This window comes from Acidiphilium sp. PA, from assembly GCF_026191915.1.
In the GTDB taxonomy this organism is placed as follows: Bacteria; Pseudomonadota; Alphaproteobacteria; order Acetobacterales; family Acetobacteraceae; genus Acidiphilium.
The window spans coordinates 694286-713345 of sequence record NZ_JAIMBY010000001.1 but is presented as its reverse complement, the minus strand read 5'-3'; the positions used below and the strand labels follow the sequence as shown (position 1 = coordinate 713345).

Annotated in this window: 15 protein-coding genes; 11 read left to right on the top strand and 4 right to left on the bottom strand. The window is 66.9% G+C overall.

Annotated features, from left to right (window positions below; all coding sequences use genetic code 11):
- Positions 1 to 73 precede the first annotated feature (73 nt).
- The 4 genes from AruPA_RS03320 to AruPA_RS03305 form a co-directional block, all read right to left on the bottom strand.
- Entirely contained in the window at positions 74 to 748 is a 675-nt protein-coding gene (locus AruPA_RS03320) for a hypothetical protein (protein ID WP_265635032.1), read from the bottom strand.
- A 34-nt stretch (positions 749 to 782) separates the two neighbouring features.
- Positions 783 to 5366, bottom strand: coding sequence for an FkbM family methyltransferase (locus AruPA_RS03315; protein ID WP_265635031.1), 4584 nt, complete (start codon positions 5364 to 5366; stop codon positions 783 to 785).
- Positions 5366 to 6460 carry an FkbM family methyltransferase gene (locus tag AruPA_RS03310; protein ID WP_265635030.1) on the bottom strand — a complete coding sequence of 365 codons (1095 nt, stop codon included), beginning with the start codon at positions 6458 to 6460 and terminating at the stop codon, positions 5366 to 5368. Before AruPA_RS03310 ends, AruPA_RS03315 begins: the two co-directional genes overlap by 1 nt.
- Before the next feature lie 67 nt (positions 6461 to 6527).
- Positions 6528 to 7337, bottom strand: coding sequence for an A24 family peptidase (locus AruPA_RS03305; protein WP_265635029.1), 810 nt, complete (start codon positions 7335 to 7337; stop codon positions 6528 to 6530).
- 98 nt (positions 7338 to 7435) lie between these two features.
- Between AruPA_RS03305 and AruPA_RS03300 the strand changes: the two genes are divergently transcribed.
- The 11 genes from AruPA_RS03300 (at position 7436) to AruPA_RS03250 (ending at position 18787) form a co-directional block, all read left to right on the top strand.
- Positions 7436 to 9214 (top strand): GspE/PulE family protein, encoded by a 1779-nt coding sequence (locus tag AruPA_RS03300; RefSeq protein ID WP_265635028.1) that lies wholly within the window; start codon positions 7436 to 7438, stop codon positions 9212 to 9214.
- Positions 9214 to 10434, top strand: coding sequence for a type II secretion system F family protein (locus tag AruPA_RS03295; protein ID WP_265635027.1), 1221 nt, complete (start codon positions 9214 to 9216; stop codon positions 10432 to 10434). The genes AruPA_RS03300 and AruPA_RS03295 overlap by 1 nt, the downstream gene beginning before the upstream one ends.
- Positions 10431 to 10874, top strand: coding sequence for a GspH/FimT family pseudopilin (locus AruPA_RS03290; RefSeq protein ID WP_265635025.1), 444 nt, complete (start codon positions 10431 to 10433; stop codon positions 10872 to 10874). The genes AruPA_RS03295 and AruPA_RS03290 overlap by 4 nt, the downstream gene beginning before the upstream one ends.
- The gene (locus AruPA_RS03285; RefSeq protein WP_265635023.1) at positions 10849 to 11283 is read left to right on the top strand and encodes a prepilin-type N-terminal cleavage/methylation domain-containing protein; all 435 of its coding nucleotides are present in this window, start codon (positions 10849 to 10851) and stop codon (positions 11281 to 11283) included. Before AruPA_RS03290 ends, AruPA_RS03285 begins: the two co-directional genes overlap by 26 nt.
- A complete protein-coding gene (locus tag AruPA_RS03280; protein WP_265635021.1) occupies positions 11280 to 11900 on the top strand; it encodes a prepilin-type N-terminal cleavage/methylation domain-containing protein in 621 nt (206 codons plus the stop codon). The genes AruPA_RS03285 and AruPA_RS03280 overlap by 4 nt, the downstream gene beginning before the upstream one ends.
- A 147-nt stretch (positions 11901 to 12047) precedes the next feature.
- Entirely contained in the window at positions 12048 to 13082 is a 1035-nt protein-coding gene (locus AruPA_RS03275) for a PilN domain-containing protein (protein WP_265635019.1), read from the top strand.
- A complete protein-coding gene (gene gspM / locus AruPA_RS03270) occupies positions 13079 to 13690 on the top strand; it encodes a type II secretion system protein GspM (protein ID WP_265635017.1) in 612 nt (203 codons plus the stop codon). The genes AruPA_RS03275 and gspM overlap by 4 nt, the downstream gene beginning before the upstream one ends.
- Entirely contained in the window at positions 13690 to 14430 is a 741-nt protein-coding gene (locus tag AruPA_RS03265; protein WP_265635014.1) for a hypothetical protein, read from the top strand. Before gspM ends, AruPA_RS03265 begins: the two co-directional genes overlap by 1 nt.
- A gap of 10 nt (positions 14431 to 14440) precedes the next feature.
- Complete coding sequence (gene gspD, locus AruPA_RS03260) at positions 14441 to 16759, top strand: type II secretion system secretin GspD (RefSeq protein ID WP_265635013.1); 2319 nt, start codon at positions 14441 to 14443, stop codon at positions 16757 to 16759.
- A complete protein-coding gene (locus AruPA_RS03255) occupies positions 16756 to 17610 on the top strand; it encodes a general secretion pathway protein GspK (protein ID WP_265635011.1) in 855 nt (284 codons plus the stop codon). Before gspD ends, AruPA_RS03255 begins: the two co-directional genes overlap by 4 nt.
- Positions 17591 to 18787 carry an acyltransferase gene (locus tag AruPA_RS03250; protein ID WP_265635009.1) on the top strand — a complete coding sequence of 399 codons (1197 nt, stop codon included), beginning with the start codon at positions 17591 to 17593 and terminating at the stop codon, positions 18785 to 18787. The genes AruPA_RS03255 and AruPA_RS03250 overlap by 20 nt, the downstream gene beginning before the upstream one ends.
- Positions 18788 to 19060: the final 273 nt, after the last annotated feature.

Sequence of the window (19060 nt, the reverse complement as noted above, 5' to 3'; positions counted from 1 at the left end):
AGAAGCCGGCATCCTTCGGGGTGCCGGTTTTTTTTGCGCGATCGACGGCGCGCCCGGCCGTTCGCAAACCGGTTCAGCGCGGAGGTTGATCGGCGGCGAAGGCTTGTCTGATCCGGGCGGCCTGGGCCGGCGAGAGGCGTTGTTCCGCGGCGGTGGACGAGAGGGAGGAGACGTGTTTGCGGTGGAAGAAGGTGGTCTGGTCGTAATAACTGTAGCCGAGGTCCTGCACGCCGGGATCGCTGCGGTCGAGGCGGTCCGCCATGGCTTTGACAGTCTGCTTGGCGTGGCGCCGGGCTATGGCCCGGGCCTCAAGCCAGCCGACATCGGGGGCGAGGAAGCGGCCGATGGTGCGGGCGGCCCGGATCGGGTGACGGTCGAGGAATTCGTAATCGATCGTCAGGGCGACGTTGCGGATCTTTTCATACAGGGCAAGCCATGCCTTGATCAGGATGATCGACTCGGCTTCGGGGAAGCCGAAGGTTTCCATGAAGGAGGCCACGGCGTCTTCCGGGCGGCGGATGGTGCAGATGACGCGGATGGCACCGGTGCGGGCGAGGTTGATGCCGAGCTCGTCCATGTCGTGCGACTTCAGCAACAGGTGATCGCAGGGTCCTGCGGCGGCGAGTTCGGCCGGGATGTCGAACGCGGCCTGCTGGTGGAGGGTGCCGCGTTTTGCGAGAACCTCGCGGGCGATGTTGAATGCGAAGGTGGAGCCGCTGCGTTGCATGCCGGCGAGGAACACGATCATGGCCGGGCGGGGGCGGTGCGTATGAGGCGTGGCATCAGCGACCGGCAAGCGGGGTTGCGAAGATGTCGATGTGGTCGATGCCCGAGCGGTGATATGCCTCCATGATGCGGGACCAGTCCTGACCTGCGGCGCTCAATGATCCGTCCGGCTGGATGACGGCGACTTCGTAGTCCTGGCGTGCGAACCAGCGCAGGTAGTCTTCGCCGGAAACGCCGGAGATGCCAGGGATGAGGTCGGGGGCGAATTCGCTGATGATGGCGGGGCGGTGGCGGCGGATGATTTGCTCGCAGCCTTGCATGGCGGGGTATTCGGCGCCGTCGACGTCGATCTTGATCAGGTCGATCCGGCGGTCGGCGGGGATGATGCTGTCGAGGGCGAGGCAGGGCACAATGCGCGCGGTGAGTAGGGCGCCGATCTCGTCTGGCACGCCGGAGGTGGTGCCGGTGGAGTGAGAGGTGTGTAGTGAGAGGATGCCCGTTTTCGCGCCCGCGGCGGCGTGGATCAGGGTGATCTGCCCGAAATCGTTCAGCCGTCGGCTGGCTTCGAGCAGGCGGGCGTTCTGCTGGTTGGGTTCGACCGCGAAGACCTGGCCGGAGGGACCGACGATGGCGGCGGAGAGCATGGAGAAATAGCCGATATTGGCGCCGATATCGAGCACACCCATGCCTTGCCGCAACGTGCGACGGAAGATGGCGCTGACGTCGGGTTCATAGACCGATTCGCGGACGATTTTGCCGATCGCATCATCGGTGACGTCCGAGACGATCCGGAAATCGGGCAGGTCGGTGATGACGATGTCGGACGAGACGTCCTGGTTCATCAGGCCGCGTCGGGCGAATTCGAGGCTGTTGACATAGCTGGCGACGACGCCCTGGAGGTTGCCGCCGATATGTGCGGCATGGCCGCGCCATTCCTCGATATTGGGTGAGCGGCCGAGCAGGAGGCGAAAGCACGCCATGATGTCGGCTTTGGTGGCGAGCGGCAGATAGGGTTCCTGCCACGGCTCGCGTGCGCGTTCGGGCCGCGGGCGCGGCACCGACGCGGCGTGCCGGGCTGGCTGGTCGGGCGCGGCTGCGGGGATCGGGTCTGGGGCGGCGGGCAGCGGATCGGCCGCGGCGGCGAGGCCGGCGAGCATGCCGTGGGTCCGCCGGGCGACGGCATTCCAGGTACGATCGCCCAGCCACGCCTGGGCGGCTGTGCGGAGGGCGGTGCGCGCCGGCAGATCGGCGAGGTGGGCGATAACGGCGGCGGCGATGGCGGCGGGAGATTCATCGGCGGTGCGGGCGACGGCGTTGCCGGCTTCCTCGAAGATGGGGAACGGCGTTACGATTGTGGGCGTGAGGCTGGCGAGACAGTTGCGCAGGGCAGCACTCGAGGCTTCCGGCGTGTGGCGGTAGGGCAGCACGAGCAGGTCGCAGCCCGCGAGCCGCAGCATCGATTCCTCATGCGTGAGGTAGTCGGTCGTCCACTCGATCGCGTCGGTAACGCCGAGTTCGGCGGCAAGGGTGGTGCACGCGGTAAGTTCGGCGCGGGATTCCTCGGCCGGGAAGAGCGCGTTGACGAGGCGGAGTCTGGCGTGCGGCCACGTGGCGCGGATGATGGGCAGGGCCGCTATGAGGGCACCGATGCCCTTCGAGGGCAGCAGAAAACCGTAGCAGCCGATGGTCGGTGTGTCGTGGGCGGGATTCAACGGCGCAGGGGCGGACATTGGATTGAACGGCGCAGGGGCGGATATTGGATTGAACGGCGCAGGGGCGGATATTGGATTGAACGGCGCAGGGGCGGATATTGGATTGAACGGCGCAGGGGCGGATATTGGATTGAACGGCGCAGGGGCGCCGTGTGCAATGAGGACCACAGTGTCGGACAGGCCGCGGGTTGCGAGGAAATCGACGTCGTTCATTGTGTGCACGATGATGCGGGTGGCGCTCTGCAGAGCGTCGAGCACGATCACCTGATCGGAGACGGGGCATTCGAGCAGATGGGCGGTGGTGTGGAGCGTCACGGCGACGATGCGACCGGCAAGGCGGGCATCGTGCAGCAGTTGCGCAAGACCGAGCCAGTGGATCAGGCCGGGTTGATGCTGGATCATCAGCACGTCCGGGCCGGCGCGGCTGACGGCGGCGGCAAGCTCCGCGATGGTGGTCAGGCCGCCTTGCGTCCAGGCGGGGGCGACCGGCACGCGGTGATCGCCGATCCGTTCGGTGCGTTCATGGGTGCGATGATCGGTCAGGATCGTCAGCTGGTCATGCGGGGCGATGTGGGCGGCGAGGGCGGTGACCAGATGGCGGGTGTATTCCGCAACGCCGCAGCGGACATCCCATGAGCTGATGACCGCGAAGCGGCGCGGCGGCGGCGGCGGGGTGAGCAGGAGATCGATCGTGGTGTCGATGACGCGGCGGGTCCAGGCGCTGCGATCGAGGCGTTGCATGATGGCGGTATGGGCGCGGTGCGCGCGGGCGGCGGTGGCCGTGCCGGCGATAGCGGCATCGGCGAAGACTTCTCGCAGGGCGCGGACCAGCGCCTGCGGGTCCGGCGCGAGCCAGAGGGATTGGGCCGCTGCAAGGTGACTGGCCGAGGGTTCGCGCCGTGCCGGGAGGAGGATGGCGTCGTCCTCCGTGGTGAAATCGGCGTGACCGCCGCCACCGGTGACAATCAGGGGCAAGCCGGCGGCCATCGCCTCGGCAGCAGGCAGGTTGAAGCCTTCGCCGCGCGTCGGCAGCACCATAACATCGGCCGTGCGGTAGAGGTCGAGTAGATCGGCTGCGGGGATGTCGCGATCGATGAGGACGATTTCAGGCAGATCCGGGTGGTTGGCTTGCAGGCGCGCGATCTGGCCGGCGGTGTCGTTATGCGGGTTCGGGAAGGTCTTGATGACCAGCCGCGGCCGGAGCGGTTGAGCCGGGGTGCCGGCGGCGGCGGTGGGGAAGGCTTCGGCAAAGGCGGCAAGCAGCAGATCGACCCCTTTGCGGGGGAAGGTGGATGAGACGTGGAGAATGGTGAAAACGCCCGCAACGACGGGTGATACGGTGCGCGCGGCTGCCAGGGCGGCGAAATGGTCGAGCGGCGGCGCGTAGCCTACCACGCGCACCGGAATCGCGACGCCGGAGTTGACAAGGGCCTGGGCCACGAACTGCGAGGGGGCGAGTACCGCGCGAAACGAGCGGTTGAGCTGGTCGACCATGGCCAGCGGGATGACGGATTCTTCCCAGAAGAAGAACGCGATGGCGAGATCGGCCGCCTGATCGGGCAGGTAGAGCGGATAGTGCTGGCTGATCACCACCATGGGTGCCGTGGGTGGCGGATTGGCGCTGACCAGGGCGTTCAAGGCGGCGTGGTCTGCCGCGGGAACATCGTCAATCCGGTCGGTCGGTTGCTGTTCGACCGGTTGCAACCTGACCCGGCCGGGCAGGGCCTCGTCGAGGGCGAGGGCGAGCGTGCGATTGACGGCGGCGAGACTGTAGGTACCGTTGACGTGGCCGGCGATGGTGATGGCAAGATTGGCGGTCAGCGGGGCGGCGGCGGTCGTGCTGCGCGGCGGCATCGCACCGGCGCGCAGCAGGGCGGCGAGCAGGTCCGGGACGTGGCGCGACAGGCGGAAGCGGTCGAGGTTGCCGAATTGTGCGGCGATGATCGCCTTGCGGCGGGCGCTGGTGGACAGGTCCAGCATGGCGGCGCCGGCGGCAGCGGGATCGGTGGTGGCAAGCAGGACGCCGGTGCCGCCCATGGTATAGGGCACGGCGCCGGTGCCGTGGGCGATGACCGGAATGCCGTGGGCCATCGCCTCGATCAGCGGTACGCCGAAGCCTTCGTGGCGGCTGAGCGAGACGTAGAGATCAGCCCGGTGGTACCAGTCGCTAAGCTCTGACTCGGACACCTGACCGGTGACGGTCACGACGCCGCGCAGGCCGAGTTCGCCGATGCGGCGATACAACGCGGCGACGTATCCGTCGCTGCCGCCTTCCGCGCGGCCCACCAAGACCAGGCGGCAGGGGCGCGCGAATTGCGCGCGGAAGGCGGCGAATGCCTCGACAAGGTCTATCTGGGCCTTACTCTCGACGATGCGGCCGACGAACAGGACCGTGAACGGCTGATCCGGCTCGCGCTGAAATGGAACCGCGGCGCTGGCGCGCAGCGCATCGACATCGAACAGAAGGGGGCAGACCGTGACCGCCCGGTAGCCGTGGCGGCGCAGTTCGATCGCGTTGAACGGGCTGACGGCGAGGGCCGCGACCGTGCGGTCGCGCCAGAAGTCGAGCTGTGCGCGCCCCAGATCGGCAAAGCGGGCAAGACCGGGTATGCCGGTCAGGAGGCTGGCCGGGGTGATGTTGTGATACATCAGGATTTTCGGTGCGGGCAGCGCGGCCAGGTGCTCGGCCCGCTCATGGCCGAGCGAATGCAGGACGATAAGGATATAATCGTCATGCACCGGCAGGTCTTCGAGGCGGAAGAACTGCTCTTCGAGCCGGTCATCGGGGTGTTCGATAAAGATATCGCTGCGGTAGCCGAGCACGCGCAGGATATCGCGGGTCAACAGCATCGAGTTGGTGATGGCATCGCCGAAGGCGACACCGGGGTGGAACTGGTGGACTGCGCGGCGCAGCGGAGCCGGCAGCATCAGCGGTGGGACCCGGTGGCCGACGCGCGGCTCGTGAGGCGGCGCAGCATGCGGGCGAGCGGCAGGACGGGTTTCAGGGCCCGCGGTCCGTCGTCCCAATGCAGCGCCAGGGCAAGATGCTCGAGCTTGTCCTTGTAGGGGATCAATTGCGCGATCTGGGCGCGCAGGTCGGCCTCCTGTTGTTCCATCATTTTGAGGTGGCGCTCCAATAGCTGCACCCAGTCTTCGCGTAATTTTATGCCCTGCTGGGTCTCGGCGAGCGTGTGCTGCACTGCGGCAAGCTGTGCCTGGAGATCGGCACTGCGGGCCTCGGCGCTCGATTGCATCGTGCGCAGATGGAGCATCTCGCGTTCGAGCATCGTGATTTCGTTGGCATGCTCCGCGAGCAGGCGTGCAGCGTCCGCGGTGGCGGGATCATAGATTTTGAACAGGTCGAAATTGTTCGGCGGCACGCGAAAGTGCGGTGCGAGTTCGGCGTGGCGTTCCTGCGCGACATAGAAGCGGTTGAGCCCGTCGAACCAGACGAATACGTAGCCGGCGTCCAGTACCGCCGGCTCCCATGCGGCGTTCTCGATGGTGGTGAGCGGTTCGGTGGCTTCGAGCAGCATGATCCAGGGGCGGAAGCGTTTGAAATCGGCGCCGGCGAGGACCTCGGCTTCGGCGCCCTCGACATCGATTTTCAGGAAATGGATGTCGGTGCCCGCATAGGTTTCGCATATTTCGGCCAGGGTCATCAGGCGGACCGGACGGGCGTTGACGCGAAAGCCGTCGCGCCGATGGTTGGCGGCGATCTCGGCGTGCAGGGTGGAAAGCCCGGTGTCGGCGACTTCGTGAAATATCCGGCTGCCGGGTGCATCCGCCAGGGCTACCTCGAGATTGACGTCCTCGGGCCGCGCCTCGCACAGGCGGGCGAAATAGTGCCGACTCGGCTCGATGTTCACGCCACGCCAGCCGGCATCGTAGAACGCCTTGGTGACGCTCATTTCAACAGGATCGGCGGCGCCGACATCGATGTAGACACCGTGTTGGATCTGGCCAAGCGCGCGCCAGAGCATGACATCTTCGAAGTTCTGGGCGTAGGAAATGAGGGGCATCGGGTCCTGGTTCAATTTTTTGGATGATAGAGCATGCGGCGTCGAAAACTCAAACGGCGGGCTCCGGCTAGCGGTAGAGGCGCACGATGAAGGTAGCCAGCGCCAGCGCGGGACCGAACGGGATGGCCGCACCGGGTGGCCAAACGGTGATGGAGCGCGCGGCCGGGCTGCGGGCCGCGATCGCGACGGCGAGGCCGAGCAAGCCGGCGGCCAGGATCAGATCGGGCAGGGCGGCGATGCCGACCCAGGCGCCAGCGGCCGCAAGCAGCTTGGCATCGCCGGCGCCCAGACCTTCGCGGCCCCTGAGTGCACGATAGGTCAGGGCGATCGCGCGGAAACCGAGGTAGCCCGCGATGGCGCCGAGCGCGTGGGACGCGAGCGCGGCCGGGTTGAGCCACCAGGTGACAGCGAGGCCGGCGATGATCAGCGGCAGGGTGAGGGCATCAGGCAGGATGAGGTGTTCGGCGTCGATCCAGGCCAGGGCCAGCAGCGTCCAGCCCAGGCCGCAGGCGGTCCAGAGTGCGGAGGGGGTGCGTGTCGCGCTGATCGCCCATAGCGCGATCGCGACGGCGGCCAGCTCAATTGCGAGATGGAACCGTGCGATCGGCGCGTTGCAGATGCGGCAGCGGCCGCGCAGCAGCACGATGCTGACAAGCGGGATAAGGTCGTGCGGCGCGAGCGGCTGGTTGCAATGGTCGCACGCCGAGCGGGCAAGGCCGACCGGGCGGCGGTGCGGCAGGCGCCGGACCATGACACCCGCGACGCTGCCGGCGAAGGGCGCAACCAGGAGGGGGGGCAGCCAGAACACCAGTCGATACTCCTGTTCGTCTCGCCCGATCGGCAGATGGTTATGGGGTTTGAAACGGGGCGCCTGCATCTATAAGGATAACGGGACGGTACAAGCGTTGGATGCAGCGATTGTGCGTTTAGGAGCAGCCGAGGCAATTGGAGTGGTCGACAGCACTTAAATGGGCGGTGCCACGGTTCGGCACAAGCCGCACCGGCGGCGCCCGCCCCGATGCGGCGCGTTCCGGTGTGGTCACGCCGGCGATGCCGTTGCGTGTGCCCAACCGGATGGACACCCTGGCGGAACTGGTGATCGCCTCCGGCGTGTGCGACGCGCGGACCGTGGCGCGGGCCCGGTCGGTTGCTGCGGAAAGCGATCAGCGGCTGGACCTGGTGATGATCCAGCTGGGTCTGATTTCGGAACGCGGACTCGCGCAGATCTATGCGCGGCTGCTCGACTGCCCGGTGGCCGGACCGGCGCGCTACCCCGATGCAGAGCCGGTGCTCCCTGGCGCGTTGCCCGCCCTGTTTCTACGCAGTGCCCGCGCCGTGCCGGTCGCGCTTGAAGCGGGGCATCTGGTGGTGGCCATGGCCGATCCGCTCGATGATTTCACCGCCGCGGCGATGGCCGCCGCGACCGGACTTGCGGTGCGGCGCGAGGTGGCGCTGCCGATCGAGATCGATGCGGCCCTCGACCGGCTCTATCCGGATGCACCGGGCCCCGGCACGGACGCGGCCGAGGGGCTGGCGGGACGCGAACCGCTGGAAGAAGACGCTGAGCGGTTGAAGGATCTGGCGAGCGAGGCACCGGTGATCCGGTTGGTCAACCAGATTATTTTCCGGGCGGTGGAGACCCAGGCGTCGGACATCCACCTTGAACCGTTCGAGGACCGGTTGCGGGTGCGCTACCGCTATGACGGTGAGTTGCATGAGGCGGAGAGCCAGCCGGCGCAGCTGACCGCGGCGATCACCTCGCGCGTGAAGATTATGGCGCGGCTGGATATCGCGGAGCGGCGCCTGCCGCAGGATGGCCGGATCAAGCTCGCAGTGCGTGGCCAGGACATCGATATCCGCGTCTCGACCGTGCCGTCGCTGCATGGCGAGGCGGTCGCGCTGCGGATTCTGGATCGCAGCGCGGTCGAGCTCGATTACGGGGCGCTGGGTCTGCCGCCGGCGATCATCGGCAAGCTGGGGGCCGCGCTGGAACTGCACAATGGCATCGTGCTGGTGACGGGGCCCACCGGCAGCGGCAAGACCACGACCCTCTACACCGGGCTGAGCGGGTTGAACGTGACGGCGCGCAAGATCGTCACGATCGAGGACCCGATCGAGTTTCAGCTCGACGGCATCAACCAGATCCAGGTCAAGCCGCAGATCGACCTGCATTTCGCGACGCTGCTGCGCTCGATCCTGCGCCAGGACCCGAATGTCATCATGGTCGGTGAAATCCGCGACCTGGAGACGGTGCAGGTTGCGGCGCGGGCGGCGCTGACCGGGCATCTGGTGTTGTCCACCCTGCATACCAATTCGGCGGCGGCGACCATCACGCGGCTGCGCGACATGGGGCTCGAGGATTATCTGATCGCGGCAACGATTCGCGGGGTGCTGGCGCAGCGGCTGGTGCGGCGGCTGTGCCTTGCGTGCCGTGCATCGGCGCCTGCGCCGGACGCGCTGGTGCGCCAGTTCGATCTCGATCATGGCAGCGGCGCGCCGGTCACGGTCTGGCACGCGGTGGGCTGCCCGCAATGCCGCAACACCGGGTTTCGCGGCCGCATGGCGATTGCCGAATTTCTGGAGCCCAATGCGGCGATCGAGCGATTGATCTTTGCGCGGGCGGATCAGGCCGACATCGAGCATGCGGCGGTCGCGGCGGGGATGGTGACGATGTTCGATCGTGGTATCGCGGCGGCGCTGGCCGGGGAGACCACAATCGAGGAAGTCGTGCGCAGCATCAGGTCGGGTGCCTGATGGCAGCGTTTCGGTATACCGCGATCGATCGATCCGGGCAGATGGCGAGCGGGGTGATGGACGCGCCGGATGCAGCGCAGGTGATCGCGCGGTTGCAGCGCGACGGCCAGATCCCGGTCCGCACCGAGCCGGCGGACCGGCGGTCGTTCATTGCGGCGCTTCTGGCAACCGAGTTCGGCAACACGGGGCTGCGCCGGCAGGATGTGGCGCATCTGACGCGGGAGCTCTCGATCATGCTCGGTGCGGGCCAGGATCTGGACCGGGCGCTGCGGTTTCTGGTCGAGACAGCACCCAGGCCGCGGGTCGCACGGCTGGTCGAACAGCTGCGCGCCGCGGTGCGCGACGGCGGTTCGCTCGCTGCGGCGCTGGCGGCGCAGCCACGGAGTTTCTCGAAACTCTATATCGGGCTGGTGCGGGCCGGCGAAGCGGGCGGCGCATTGGCCGCGACACTCGACCGGCTGGCGCTGTTGCTGGAACGCCAGCGCAAGCTGACGGCCACGGTACAGTCGGCGATGATCTATCCCGGACTGCTGGCGCTGGTCTCGATCGGGTCGGTGACGCTTCTTCTTACCGAGGTGTTGCCGCAATTCGCGCCACTGTTTGCCCAGAATGGCGCACCGATGCCGGCCTCGACCGCGTTTCTGCTGCGGTTTGGCGCGTTGATCCGCAACGATGGTCTGTATGGCTTGCTTGGCTTGATCGGGTTCGGGCTGGTGGTGCACCGGCTATTGCGACGCCCTGGCGTCCGCCTGGTGGTGGACCGGCTGGTGCTGCGTGTGCCGGTGATCGGCGCCCTGACACGCGAGGTGCTGGCGGCGCGCTTCACGCGGACGCTGGGATCGTTGCTGCTGAACGGCGTGCCGCTGATCGCGGCCCTTGGCATCGTGCGCGACGTGATCGGCAACCGGGCTGCGATCGCTGCGGTCGAGCAGGCGACCGGCAGTGCCAAGGGCGGCGCGGGGCTGGCTGCACCGCTGGCGGCGGCGCAGATTTTTCCGGTGCGGACCTTGCATTTGTTGCGCCTGGGCGAGGAGACCGCGCAGCTCGGCGCGATCGCGCTGCGCGCCGCCGACATTCATGACGAGGCGGTGCAACTCGGCATCCAGCGCCTGGTCTCGCTGCTGGTGCCGGCCATCACGATCGTGATGGGGGCGATCATCGGCGGGATCGTGTCGTCGCTGATGCTCTCGATGCTCAGCCTGAACAATCTGGCGGGATGAGGATGCGTCGGGGCCCGACCGATCCTGGGCGGTCCGCAGGCTTTACGCTGCTCGAAATCATGGTCGTGATCGTGGTGATGGGTCTGTTGCTGACGCTGGTGATCGGCCGGGGACCCGAGCGCAGCCCGACGCTGGCGTTGCGCGCCGCGGCGAGCCGGGTGGTGCAGGCGCTGCGGCTCGCGCGGACCGAGGCGATTGCGCGCGGCGAGCCGGTGTCCTTCCGGATCGATCCGGCGCAGCGGGCGTTCGGACCCCCGGGTCATGAGATGGCAACGCCGCCTGGGATCGGGCTGTCGACCGTAAAACCAGTGATCGTGTTCGAGCCGGATGGCAGTGCGACCAGCGGGGCGATCGGGTTATCGCTGCGGGCGATGCGCACGGTGATCGTGGTGCACTGGGTGAATGGGCGAGTGAGTGTCGGCCAAGTTCAGACCGGCTGATGCCGGCTTCACGCTGATCGAGGTGCTGGTGGCGCTGGTAATCGCGGCGCTGGCGCTCGGCGTGCTCTATCAGGGTTCGGTGGGGGGGATGCGGTCGGCCAAGGCCGCGAGCCAATATGAGGAAGCCCTGTCGCGCGCGCGATCGCATATGGCGGGGCTGCTCGTGCAGAGCGGGTTTCGCGCCGGGCGGCAGAGCGGCCGTGACGGGGGCGGGTTCAGGTGGCAGACGCGGGTGGTGCCGCTCGGCGTTGCGGTGACCGGCGGCGCGCCGCAGCCGACGCGTCCGGCTCTGTATGCGTTGAGCGTGACGGAGTCTTGGGTATCAAGCACCGGGGGTTCCGGCGGTGGGCGGCGCAGTGTGACGCTGCACGGCGAGCGGCTGGGGGCGATCGCGGTGCGGGCACGATGAAAACCGGGCACAGCCGGTCGCAGGCGGGCTTCACGCTGCTGGAAATCATGGTCGCACTGGTGGTGTTCGGGTTCCTGATGATCGGGTTGGCCCAGAGCGTCAGTTTCGGACTCCGGGCATGGAACGGGCAGGCCCGCAGCATTGCCGCGCGCGGTGATCTCGATGCGACCGACCGTGTGCTGCGCACGCTGATCGGGCAGATGGCGCCGGGTTTCAAGGTCGATCCACCCAACATAATCGGCCGTGCGCATGGGCTTGCGTTTACCACGCATCTGCCGGAGGGTGCGCCGGTGGCGGCGTTCACGCCGGTCGATGTGTCGTTGACGGTGGATGCGCGGCACGATTTCATTCTGCGCTGGACACCGCATTTTCATGCCGTACGGCTGGCTGGCGCGCCGGTGATCCGCACGACCATTCTTTTGCATGGGGTCGCTTCGGTCGATTTCGCGTACTGGCGGCCGGCCCCTGGCGGGGGAGCGTGGGTGCGCAGCTGGGACGGCCGGACACCGCCCGCGCTGGTGGAATGCCGTCTTCACTTCGCGACCCGCAGGCACGCCGCTGACCGGCGCCATTGGCCGATGATGGTGATCGCACCGATGCGCCAGCCGGTTTTTTGAGAGAGGTGGCCGAACCGCGATGTCAGTGAACAGCAGGCAGGATTGCGCATCTGGGGCGGGCTGTCGCCGCGTTGGTCGGGCGGCCGTCGAGGCGTTTCGCGATTGGGCGCAACCTGTCGGGGCCGGTCGGCCATGGTGAGCGTCTTCATGCGATGGTGGGCGGAACGTCTGGCCGAGTTGATCCCCGCCCGACTGATCAACCGGGATTCGCTCGGGGTCGATGCGCTGCTGGTCGAGCCGGCGGGCGGCGATGGGGCGAGCGTCCAGCTGTCGGTGCGGCGCCAGCGACGGGTGAACCGGTTGATGCACGTGGCACTGGATCGGGACGGTCTGGCGGCCTTACGCGCCACGCCGCGACGGGGACTGCCACCGCGGGTCGTGCTGGCGCTGCCGACCGGCATGCTGCTGGAACGGATGGTGGTGCTCCCTGAGGCGGCCGAGGCGGATTGGCGGTCCGTGCTGGGTCATGAAATCGCGCGGCTGACACCGTTTGCGACGGACGCGGTCTATTGGACCGGCCGGGTGGAGCGGCGTGATGTGGCGCGCGGCAAAATCGTGCTGCGGTTGTCGATCGTGCCGAAGGCGCCGCTTGTGCCCGTGATCGAAGCGCTGGCGGCGGCTCAGATCGTGCCGAGCACGATTGAAGTAATGGGCGCCGACGGCGTGCGCGTAATCCGTATGGCGGCGGCGATGGTCGAGACCAGGCGGCTGCGTGCCTTGCAGGCTTTGTGCGGGGCATGCGCCGGGCTGGCGGTGCTGGCCGTGGCGCTGCCGTTTCTGACGCAGGCACGCGCGCTATCGGCGGTGGATCGGAAGATCAGGACATTGCGGCCGGTAGTGGTGCGCGCGGAGGTTTTGCGGCGCCGGATTCTTGCGGGATCGTCGAGCGTCGATGTGGTCGCGCGCGAGCGCCTGCGGGTGGGCGACCCGCTCGCGATCCTGGCCGCGGTGACCGGGGCTTTGCCCGACAACACCTATCTGACCGAACTCAGCCTGCGGCAGTTGCATCTGCAACTCGCGGGACAGTCCGGCGCGGCGGCACCGTTGCTTGCGGCCTTGTCGGCCAATCCGTCGCTGGGTGGGGTGGCGTTCGCGGCGCCGGTGACGCGCGATGCGAACAGCCATAAGGATCTGTTCACGATCAAGGCGGTGATCCGGCCGACGGCGGAGGCGGGCCCATGACGCGCGCGTTACCGACAGGGCGTAACGGCCGCGTGCTCGCGGTGGGGTTCGCCGCCCTGGCGCTGGCTGTTCTGTGGCTCGCGATCGGTAGCCCGCTGGTGGGGTGGTACGAGGCGCGCGCGGCCCATCTGGCCGAACGCCGGCTGTTTGCGGCCCATCTGGCGGGGCTGGCCGCCGCGCTGCCCGTGCTCGCGCGCGACGCACACCGGCTCTCGGCGTCGGTGCCGGCACGGCGGGTGCTGCTGGAGGGTGCGACCGATGCGATCGCCGCCGCAAACTTGCAGCAGACGGTGCAAAGCATGGCAGGCCGTGCGGGGGCAGTGATTTCGAGCACCGAAACGCTGGCGACGCAGCGCAGGGGGCGGTATCGGTTGATTCGCCTGCAGGTCGCGCTGACCGGCAGATGGCCGGTGCTGGTGCACCTGTTGCAGGCGATCACTACGGCGCAACCGACCATGCTGGTCGATGACCTGCGGGTGACAGGCGCGGATATCGGTGTGCGGGGCGGCGACGCACCGCTGAGCGCGACCATCACCGTGATTGCCTTCCGGCCTGGAACCGCGCATCCATTGGCGATGGGATCGGGTAGTGAAGCTATGGTGAAATAATGCTTCGACTTGCCTTCATGACGATGGGTGGATTGGCTTTGGTTCTGGGTTGCATCGTGATCGGCGAGGCGTGGTCGGCGCATGGGGAGGCAAGTCGCGCGATCGTGGCGGCGGGGCCTGCCCCGTTGCGATTGACGCCGGGGGTGCCGGTGGACCCGGGCCGGACCAACAGGTGGGTGGCGGCGATTCTGGCGCGGCCGTTGTTCACCCCCTCACGCCGGCCGGCCCGCATTGCGGCGGTTGCGGGATCAAGTCGCGCGGCGCTGCCGAGGCTGACCGGCATCATGGTCAGTCCGGAAGGACGGTTCGCGATTTTCGCGCCCGCCACGGGCAAGCCGATCACTGTGCAGCCGGGCGCGCGGATCGGTGGTTTCACCGTTCGGGGGATTGCGCGTGATCGTGTCTCGGTGCTCGGACCCGATGGAGTCGAGACGGTGCGGATTACCTACGGCGACACGCCGGCTGCCAGCACGAGCGCGGCCCCGACCGCGCCGCGTGCGACTCCGGTCACGGCTGCGCGCGGGGTGCCACCGGGTTCGCTGTTCGCCATGCCCCCGATGACCCGGACGGCGGGCGGTATCATGCTCGGCGGGACATCGACGGATCTGCCGAGCGCGGCGACGTGGTCGGGGCCGCCGCCTTTATCGCAACTGGTGCCGCCGCCGCGGCCGCCACTCGCCAGTCATCCGCTGCTGCCGGCGGGCAAACCTTCGGCGCCAGCCGGGGTCGCGGCCGAATGATAGCCGCCGCATGAAGAAGGACCGACTCGCGCGGGTGATCTCGCTCGGCAGCCTGGCGGGGATGCTGGCAGTGGGCGGTCTGAGCGGATGCGCTGCGTCGCGGCAGCCGCTCGCGGCGCCGCAGCGGTTGAGCCAGTTGCGCGGGTCGGTCGGCGCCCGGTATGCCACGCTCGATCCCAATACGAACCTCGGCCCCGCGCGGCAGGCGTCGCCGCAGGTGAGCTACGGACAGGCGCAACCGCTTGGTCTGCCGTCTGATGGGGCAAGCGGCGCCGGGGCCGGCGGCGGCGATATTTCACTCAACTTTGCCGATACCGATATCCGCACCGTGATTGCGCAGATCCTCGGGGATATGCTGCACGTCAACTACGTGATTGATCCCAGCGTGCACGGCACGGCGACGTTTCATACCGCGCAGCCGCTGACGCGCGCAGAACTGCTGCCGGTGTTGCAGGCGTTGCTGGGCGAGAACGGCGCGGCGCTGGTGCAGACCGGCACGCTGTATCGGGTGGTGCCGGCGGCGACCGCTGCGACGACGACCAATCTGGCGGGCAACACGGCCGAGGCGGGCAGCACGCTGGTGCCGTTGCGCTACGCCGCCGCCGGGGAGCTCGCCAAGGTGCTGCAGCCCTTTATCGGCGCCGGGGGAAAGATCGTCGCTGCACCGAACGGGAATGCGGTGCTGCTGTCGGGCGACCCGGCGGATCGGGCGACGATGCTAGGCCTGGTGCGCGCGTTCGATATCGATCAGTTGGCCGGGCAATCCTATGCTCTGCTCCCGGTATCGGCAGGTGATGCCAAGGATATGGCGGCTTCCTTGCAAACCGCGTTGGCGGGCAAGGCGGATCTGGCCGGGTTGCGGATTGTGCCGATGGAGCAGGTCAACGCCATTCTGGCGGTGGCCAGCCGTGCCGACACGATCGCGGATGTGCGGCGGGTGTTCGACCTGATCGAGCGGAACCAGGCGCAGACAACGCGAAGCTGGCATGTTTATTACCTGCAGGACAGTCAGGCCAATAATCTTGCGTATGTGCTGCAGCAGGCGTTCACGCCCGATAACGTGACCGCGCAGCCGAACGGGACTGTGACCGGCGGCACGGGCAGCAGCGGCGAGACAATGGGCGGCGCGGCGGCGGCCGGCGGCGCATCCGGCGGGATTTCAATATCGAACCCGTTGGGTGGAGCGGGGGGCGGCATTGCTGCGGGCGGCATCGGCAGTGGTGGCATCGGCGGCGGTACGGTGGCACCCGCGGCCACCGGCACGCCGGGGGCGGCTTCGGGCAGTTCGGCCAATCCTCTGTTGGGCGGGCTGGGGGGTGGCGGCGCTGCGGGCGGCGGTAGTGCGAGCGATACGATGCGGATCATTCCCGATCAGCAGAACAACGCGCTGTTGATCTATGCGACGCAAAGCGAGGACGACCTGGTCAACGCCATGTTGCGCAAGATCGACGTGCTGCCGCTGGAAGTGCGGATCGATGCGACGATTGCGGAGGTGCAGCTCAACAATAATCTGAAATATGGCACGCAGTTCTTTTTCCAGAAAGCTGGCGGCATCAACGGCATTCTGAACAATGGCACCGCATCGCTCACCACGCCGGCGAACGTGGCGCTCGATTCGACCTTTCCCGGCTTCGTGATCGGTGGCAGCGGAGTCGGTGGCGCGCCGCTGGCGATTTCGGCATTGCAGGCGGTGACCAAGGTGCGGGTGCTGTCCTCGCCGGAGTTGCTGGTGTTGAACAATCATACGGCGGAACTGCAGGTGGGCAGCCTGGTGCCGTATCTGACGTCGAGTTCGCAGAGCACCATCACGTCTGGCGCACCGGTGATCAGCAGCATTCAATATCAGCCGACCGGCGTGATCATGAGGGTGACGCCGCGGGTCGACCGTGACGGGCTGGTGGAGTTGCGGATCGCCCAGAATGTCAGCAGCGTATCGACCGCCACGACGACCAACGGCATCCAGTCGCCGACGTTTCTGCAGCGCAGCATATCGTCGAGCGTGGTGGTGCAGGACGGCCAGACGATCGGTCTGGCCGGGTTGATCACGGATAACGCCTCGCGTGGAAACCAAGGAATTCCTTGGCTCAAGGATATTCCTGTGCTCGGTGCACTCGCGGGCACGCAGGACAACACGCGGGTGCGCGACGAATTGCTGGTGCTGCTGACACCGCACGTGGTTTACAACACACACGACGTGCAGGCGCTGACGGCGGATATGGAACGTGCGATGCCGGGTGCGACCAATGTGCCGGCGGCATTGAGCGTGCCGGATGCCGGGCTGTCCGATCCCAACCTTGCGGTTCGGCGTGCGTTGCGGGTTCAGCAGTGACCGGCCGGGCGCCGCGCGATGAGCGGCAATCGGGTGTTGCGTTGATCATCGTGCTGTGGACCGTCGTGCTTCTGATGTTTCTGGTCGGTCATATCGAGGCGGCAGGCCGTGACGAGGCGCGGCTCGCGCTGAACCTGCGGCGCGGTGCCGCGCTCCAGAGCCAGGCGGACGGCGCGATTGCGGTGGCGGCGTTTCACAACCTCGACCAGACGGCGGCCCACTGGCCCGCGGATGGGCAGATCCATCTGATCGATGTTCACGGTGATGCATTCGTCGCGCGAATCAGGGTTGCGTTGATCGATCAATCCGGCAAAATCAACATCAATGCCGCGCCGGCGTCGCTGTTGCAGGCACTGATCGTGGCGGTGGGCCGCAGCCGGGCGCAGGCAGCCGCGGTGGCTTCGAGCATCGTGCAATGGCGGGCGCCGGACGCCGATGCCCAACACGCCGTGCATCTTGCCGCGCAATATCGCGCTGGCGGCCATCGGCTCGGGCCGCCGGGTACGCCGTTTGAGTCGTTGAGCGAACTCGGTTTGGTGGCCGGCGTGTCACCGCGCCTGCTGAACGCGCTGCGGCCGTATCTCACTCTATACGGCAACGGCGGGGTCAACCTCGCCTATGCGGCACCGGCGGTGAGACGGGCGGTGGCAATGGGTGCCGGTGCCGGGGCGGCGTTCATGCCGCATCCGCCGGGATTACGGGTGATCGAGATCACCGCCACGGCGTCGGGTCCTGGGAGAAGCAGGTTCACGCGGCGTGCGATCGTGCGGCTGGGATCGCAGGCGGGCGGCTGGATGCGGATACTGGCGTGGTTTGTCCCCGCGGCACAAGATGGCCGCGTACAATCCTGAACCCGCCCCGCGGCCGGCACGGCGGCTCGCGTTTGCCAACCAGTTGCGCGGCCTTGCGGCCATCATGGTCGCGTGCAGTCATTTGGTCGGCGTCTATTGGGCGGTGCCGCAATTTGTCGCGGCGGCGACATTCTCGCCGGTGCAGACCGGCCCGGTGCCGGCGGCTTATGGCTGGGTCGATGACCGATGGTTCCAGCTCGGTCCGTTCGGGGTCGGCCTGTTCTTTCTGATCAGTGGTCTGGTCATTCCGTATTCGCTGACACGGCATAGCCGCCTGACATTTCTGGCGGCGCGAATCCTGCGGATCTATCCGTTGGTCATTCTGGCGTTGCTGATCGAACTCGGCGTGCTTTATGCGGCCGCGATCTATTGGCAGCGGCCGTTTATCTATGGTGCGGGTACGATCGCCGCCAATCTGCTCGTGGTTGCCAATCTGGTCGGCGCACCGGTGATTGATTTCGTGAACTGGACGCTGACAATCGAACTCGAGTTCTATCTGCTCGTGTTGCTGTTTGCAGGTGTCATCCGACGCGGCAATGTCGTGGCGGTGGTCGGCGTCGCGATCGGGCTTGCGATGCTCGCTGTGCTGATCGGTCGCCAGCCGGCCGCGCACAACCCGTCGCTGGAGGCGCGCATGCTTGCGGGATTTGGCTTCGAACTGCGCTACCTCGTGTTCATGCTGATCGGCGTATTGTTCAATTTTCACAACAACGGCCAGATCGGTACAAGAGGATTGTTGGCCGGCGGCGCCGGGATGGTTCTGCTGTTCGGTGCGGCGACAGCATGGGGTGTCGCACAGCCGGAGTATCGTGTGGTGGCGTGCAATTATTGTGCGGCGCTGGCGGTGTTCGGGGGGCTTTACGCGGCGCGGCACCGGATCGGCGGCAATCGGGGGCTCGATTTCGTCGCCTCGATCAGCTTTCCGTTTTATCTGATCCACGCGGTCCTTGGGTTTACCATGATCAAAATTTTCATGATGGTATTGCATTTTGATTATTACGTTGCACTGTCAGGCAGCGTGCTGATCATCATTTTTATTTCATATTTATTACACAGAACAGTCGAAGACAAAACGATTGAACTTGGCCATCGTCTGAGTGGTCACTACCGACCGCCCGGTGCGGCGTCAGATCACGAGCGCGACGTTCGGGGCGGTCATGTGGGGTCCGAGACCTGAGCCTTCGGTTGCGGTTTTCGAGACTGCCGGATTTTTCAGAAATATTCGCATTCTGCCGCATCTATCGCGGATGATCGGCCGTACACCTGACATCAGAGCCGCACCGCGAGGACCAGGGATGACATGGCGGCGTGATCAAAGGGAGGCATAGCAGCGCATACGAACCGTGTCCGGCAATGCAGCAGTCGGCGAAAATACTGAAGCGCGACTGTGCGTCTCTCTGTGCGCTCCGGCCTGACAATGTCGTTTTTATCAACTTTCAGGGAATCAGCC

Excerpts from the sequence above, each read along its gene's own strand:
- AruPA_RS03305 (WP_265635029.1), bottom strand. The coding sequence starts at position 7,337 with ATGCAGGCGCCCCGTTTCAAACCCCATAACCATCTGCCGATCGGGCGA.
- gspM (WP_265635017.1), top strand. The coding sequence starts at position 13,079 with ATGACGCGCGCGTTACCGACAGGGCGTAACGGCCGCGTGCTCGCGGTG.
- AruPA_RS03280 (WP_265635021.1), top strand. The coding sequence starts at position 11,280 with ATGAAAACCGGGCACAGCCGGTCGCAGGCGGGCTTCACGCTGCTGGAA.
- AruPA_RS03250 (WP_265635009.1), top strand. The coding sequence starts at position 17,591 with ATGGCCGCGTACAATCCTGAACCCGCCCCGCGGCCGGCACGGCGGCTC.
- AruPA_RS03295 (WP_265635027.1), top strand. The coding sequence starts at position 9,214 with ATGGCAGCGTTTCGGTATACCGCGATCGATCGATCCGGGCAGATGGCG.
- AruPA_RS03310 (WP_265635030.1), bottom strand. The coding sequence starts at position 6,460 with ATGCCCCTCATTTCCTACGCCCAGAACTTCGAAGATGTCATGCTCTGG.
- AruPA_RS03275 (WP_265635019.1), top strand. The coding sequence starts at position 12,048 with ATGCGATGGTGGGCGGAACGTCTGGCCGAGTTGATCCCCGCCCGACTG.
- AruPA_RS03315 (WP_265635031.1), bottom strand. The coding sequence starts at position 5,366 with ATGCTGCCGGCTCCGCTGCGCCGCGCAGTCCACCAGTTCCACCCCGGT.
- AruPA_RS03320 (WP_265635032.1), bottom strand. The coding sequence starts at position 748 with ATGATCGTGTTCCTCGCCGGCATGCAACGCAGCGGCTCCACCTTCGCA.
- AruPA_RS03265 (WP_265635014.1), top strand. The coding sequence starts at position 13,690 with ATGCTTCGACTTGCCTTCATGACGATGGGTGGATTGGCTTTGGTTCTG.
- gspD (WP_265635013.1), top strand. The coding sequence starts at position 14,441 with ATGAAGAAGGACCGACTCGCGCGGGTGATCTCGCTCGGCAGCCTGGCG.
- AruPA_RS03290 (WP_265635025.1), top strand. The coding sequence starts at position 10,431 with ATGAGGATGCGTCGGGGCCCGACCGATCCTGGGCGGTCCGCAGGCTTT.